We start from the raw sequence: 4,510 nt of genomic DNA on the forward strand, positions 1-4,510 counted from the left end.
GGGAAGGGAAAGGGTCTCGCGCTGTGGTTCCGGTACAGATTTCGCGGGCGTGAAGGATGACCGTGTCTGACCGCGCCGGCTTTCCCTATATGCCCTCTGGCCTGGGCTTTTAGGGGTATTCCCTCGGGTTGTCGCTCTGTCGGCTACAGCCGGTTCGTCCCTCGGGCGCCCTCCGGGCGCTTCCCCTGTGTTCTTGTTGGTCCAGTCTCTCACAGTCGGTACAACTTGGCAAGCGGTACTTTAGGCGACGCTCCGTCATCTGTAACGGCCTGGTTCTGGTCTAGTCCACCTCAACCAGGTAATGAATTCTGAGGGGTTGAGATGCCTCTGAATCGGCTTCTTTGTCTGGTGGGTGACTGGTGCTCAGTTTTCCATCGGCTGCTTCATGCTACGCGGTACATGCTTTCAGTCGAGAATTGAAATCGTGCCGTTTCTCTCTGTTCCGCCACGGGTTCAGTAATGTACCGGTGCAAGCTCCGCTACTGCGGGGATGATTCGTTGCCAATTTCATCGGCTATGGCAACATGGCTAGCTCTTCAAAATGCTGGCTCTGCCGTATTCCTGAGTGGGATTCACCGAATCAGTCCCGGGGGAGCATTCAGCGGCCGAGGCGCAGCGGGGGCGAGGAGCCGGGGCAGTAGGGGCCGCGGCTGGGTGCTCGGGCTATCCAGCTGGCCGGTGGTCAGGCGCCGAGGCCGATGTGGGAGACGTAGGTGTAGGCGCCCCAGTCGCTGTCGAGCTCGGCGATGACGTCGTCCCAGATGTCCTCGAGCTTGTCGACGTCGCCGGCCACCATGGCGTCGACGGCCTCGTCCCAGATGTAGCGGACCTGGAAGCGGCGGACGCGCAGGTTGTCGCGGCGGCGTTTTTCATCGACGACCTCCTGGTTGATGGGGTGGATCTCGATTTTGGTGCCCTGGCCGGCGCGGTTGAGGTGCTGTTTGAAGGCGCCCGGGTTGGCCATGACGTTGCGGGCGCGCAGGTTCCAGTAGGCGGTGTCGATGGCTTCGAGGCTGGCCGGCTTGGGGGTCTGGGTGCCCTTCGCCCAGCGGCGGATGGTGGCGCGGCTGGCGGTGATGCCGGCGTCGGCCAGGGCCTGGGGGCCGCCTTTGTGGGTGGTGAGGTACTTCATCCGGGCCAGGCGTCCGCGGCGGGTGGTGACGGGGGATTTGATGCCGCCCTCGATAATCATGCGTTCCAGGGCGTCTTCGAGGGCTTGGCCGAGGGCGATTTTTCCGTGGACGTTGCCAGGGTCGAGACTGGCGCCGTACTTTCCGAAATTCTTCCATCCGTCGGTCGACATTTAGTGGCCACTCTTCCTGGAACGGGGCAGGGTGTACTGGTCCTTGATTTTCAGTTCCGTGGTGAGGCGGCCTTCCTTGAACACGGTGCGCCAGTCAGTGTCTCCGGTGATGTGGAGTTCGTCAGTACCGCGTACACGGACGATGGTAAGGCCGTGCTTGTGGGCGCGGTGGGCCTTGAACCAGAGGTTCGCAAACGCCTGGCTGCGGATGATGTGCATCCAGTCAGGACGGCGGATGTCACGGTTGACGCTGGACTCGCCGATGGTCGAGACGAACTTGGAATACATCGCCTTGATGTATTCGAGGGTGATGTCGTCGCCGTTGGTGATTGCGGTGTTGCGGGCTTCGGTGAGGACGCGGCGGAATTTCTCCAGCAGGCCCTCGGTCGCACCGGACGTCCAGGACTCGGTGATGTGCGGGGGTGCGCACAGGCCGAGCTTGTGGCAGCGGATGAGGAGGCGGATGGTGGCACCGTCGAGGAGGACAGGACCTGTTTCGCGGCGGTTGCCGATGGGGTCTGGGAGTTCGGGGTGGTTCCAGGTGGGGCGTTCGGGGAGGCGGTAGATGCCGGAGCGCTTGGGGTCGAAGCCACCGTCAGGGTCGTGCCGCAGGCCGCCGATGGGCAGGTGCGTCTTGAAGGCGGACAGGTACGAGGCGTTGGTGTCCAGCGCGGTGACGGAGACGGTGACGCCGTCCAGGAGGCGTTCGGTGAGTTGGGTGTTCTCCCATTTGTGGCGGCCCTCCCAGATCTCGTCCACGCCGTCCTTGGTCTTCTTCCTCAGGAATTCGAGGGTTTCCGGATAGACGGTGTGCTCGTAATTCCCACCGACACGAGTCGCCTCAAAAAGCTCCATCCCGTTCGGAATCGCCTGCTTCACCAACGCCTCGGTCGCAGCCTCGGCGTCACCACCGTGCTCCTCCAGAGCACGCTCCACGGCGCCGGTGATCATCTCGGTGAAGTAGCTGTAATCCCGACTGGCATACGTCGCACCGCGGCGCGCAGCAGCAGGCGCGCTGGTGGGCAGTGCGGGCGCGCCAGTGGGCGGTACGACCGGCGCGGTCACCGGTACAACCTCGGCAGGCTCAGCCACGGAAACGGGGCCGGGGCCGGCGGCCGCCGGCTGCGGCTGCGGCTGCGGCTGCGGCTGCGGCTGCGGCTGCGGCTGCGGCACCTGCGCCGGAGCAGCGGCAGTGGCCTGCTGCGCCGCGGGGGCTGCGGGGGCGGGCGGGGCGCTGAACGCGTCCTCGGCGGCCTCAGGCGTCGTCACCGGTACACCAGCGTCCCCAGCGGCTGCGGAGGCGCTCTGCGGCGCCTGAGGGGCTGTGGGCGGGGATGTGGGGGCGCTGGTGGTGGGGTGGTCGTCGGGGGTGGAGGGGGAGGGGTTGAGGGCGTCGTGTTCGGCTGGGGTGAGGTCTCGGGCGTCGGCGTAGGGGTCGAAGGGGGTGTAGTCGGTGAGGCGGGCGTGGGCGAGGTCGGCGGTCAGGGTGAGGGTGGTCAGGGGGCCCAAGTCGCGTTCGGTGATGGTGAGTTCGGTGCGGGTGCCGTCTTGGGTGCGGGTGCCGTCGCTGGTCAGGGTGAGGGTGAGGTCGGCGGCGAGGGACTGGAGCAGGGCCGCGTCGTCGGTGTCGAGGGCGGCCAGGACCGGGAGGTGGTGGGTGCGGGCGAGGTGGGCCAGGGCCTGGACCGCGTCCGCGATCGCTGTGGGGCCGGACAGGGGCAGGCGGGGGTCGTGGGCGGCTTGGAGGCGGTCGACGACCAGGAGGGCCAGGTTGGGGACGTCGGGGACGGTGGAGGCGATCGCGGCGGTGGTCAGGTCGGTGCCGTCATCGATGAACAGCGGTGCACCGGTGATGAGTTGGGTGGTGTCGGCGACGGCCTGGCGTTCGTCGGGGGTGAGGGTGCCGGCGCGGAGGCGGCGGTAGTCGACGGGCGTGTGCGCGGCGATCGTGCGGGCCAGGACGTCGGCGCTGGTCAGGCCCGAGGCTGCGTACAGGACTGGCTGGTGGTGGGTGAGGGCGGTGGTACGGGCGGCGGCGACGGCCAGCAGGCTGGCGCCGGCGCCGGGCGCGCCGGCCACGAGGTGGAAGCGGCCCGGCTGCAGACCGCCCAGGGCCTGGTCGAGGGCGGTCAGACCGGTGGACAGGCCCGGAAGGGCGAGGGCATCGTCGCGGTCGGCGGCGTCGGAGGCCGGGCTGGTGGTGGGGAAGGCGGCCAGAACGTCGGCGAGGGGGGCAAGACGCCGCCGGGGCGCCGCGGCTACGGTCGCGGCGGCCGGCGGGGCGGCCGGCGGGGCGGCATCGGACGCAGCAGCGGGCGCAGCAGCGGGCGCAGCACCAGGGGCGGAGGCGGCCGGTGGGTTGGGCCCGACCGGCTCGGCGATACCCGGCACGGCGGGAGCGGCAGCCTGGGCCAAGGCTACGTCGGACGCGGGCCGTTGCGGGGTCGCGGCGGCTTCCGTACCGGGCACGGATGCCTTCGGGGTGCCGGTCGGAGGCGCGGTGCGGGGCGCCTGAGGCACCGAGACCGGGGCGTGCGGTAGGGGGGCCGGCGGGGCGGCGGGCTCGGCGGCCGCCGTGGAGGGCACGGCCGGGGGCATGGCGGCCGGCCCGGGGACGGCGGCGGGGTTTGTCCCGGCGACGGCGGTGTCGGGGATCAGGACGGCGACCGCCGTCTTGTGGCGGCGCAGCACCTGCGGGGAGCCGTCGGCAGCCGCCTGGACGAGCTCGCCGAGCTTCTTACGGGCCTCCGCCGTCGGCCACGCGGGCACGCCGGCGAGGTCGACGCCGGCTTCCTCGGCCGCCTGAGGCGAGACCAGCAGCGCCCGGAACTCCCGGCCCTCACCCTTACGCGTCAACGGCACCGACCCGCCCGCACCCGCGGCCCTCACCAGCTGCGGCAACATCCCCCGCGCCTCATGCACCGTCGACGGCACCAGTTCCGCTGGCGGGCCGGAAACCGCCGGTGGCACGGCCAGCGGCATGGGATCGCCCGACCGTGCCGGCCCGTCCGACGGCGCGGTCGGCGGCCCGTCCGGCGGCGCAGGCACGGCCGGCGGTACATCCTGAGCGACCGTCTCCTCGGACACCCCAACACCCTTCATCCGGTCGGCAAGACACAGCACACCGGCGAGCGGGCCACCCCCACCCCGGCGTTGTAACGGCAAGCCTAGCGGTACACACACGAGGGGCGGTACGAAACACGGGAA

2 protein-coding genes are annotated in these 4,510 nt (G+C 69.7%); both read right to left on the reverse strand.

Annotated features, from left to right (window positions below; all coding sequences use genetic code 11):
- Positions 1-682 precede the first annotated feature (682 nt).
- Positions 683-1,303 (reverse strand): hypothetical protein, encoded by a 621-nt coding sequence (locus tag SNA_RS28735; RefSeq protein WP_030073996.1) that lies wholly within the window; start codon positions 1,301-1,303, stop codon positions 683-685.
- On the reverse strand, positions 1,304-4,207 hold the full coding sequence (locus SNA_RS44860) for a DnaB-like helicase C-terminal domain-containing protein (protein WP_198535155.1): 2,904 nt from the start codon (positions 4,205-4,207) through the stop codon (positions 1,304-1,306). It lies immediately after the preceding gene.
- Between the last annotated feature and the right edge of the window lie 303 nt (positions 4,208-4,510).

It is taken from the genome of Streptomyces natalensis ATCC 27448 (genome assembly GCF_000935125.1).
Classification (GTDB): Bacteria; Actinomycetota; Actinomycetes; order Streptomycetales; family Streptomycetaceae; genus Streptomyces; species Streptomyces natalensis.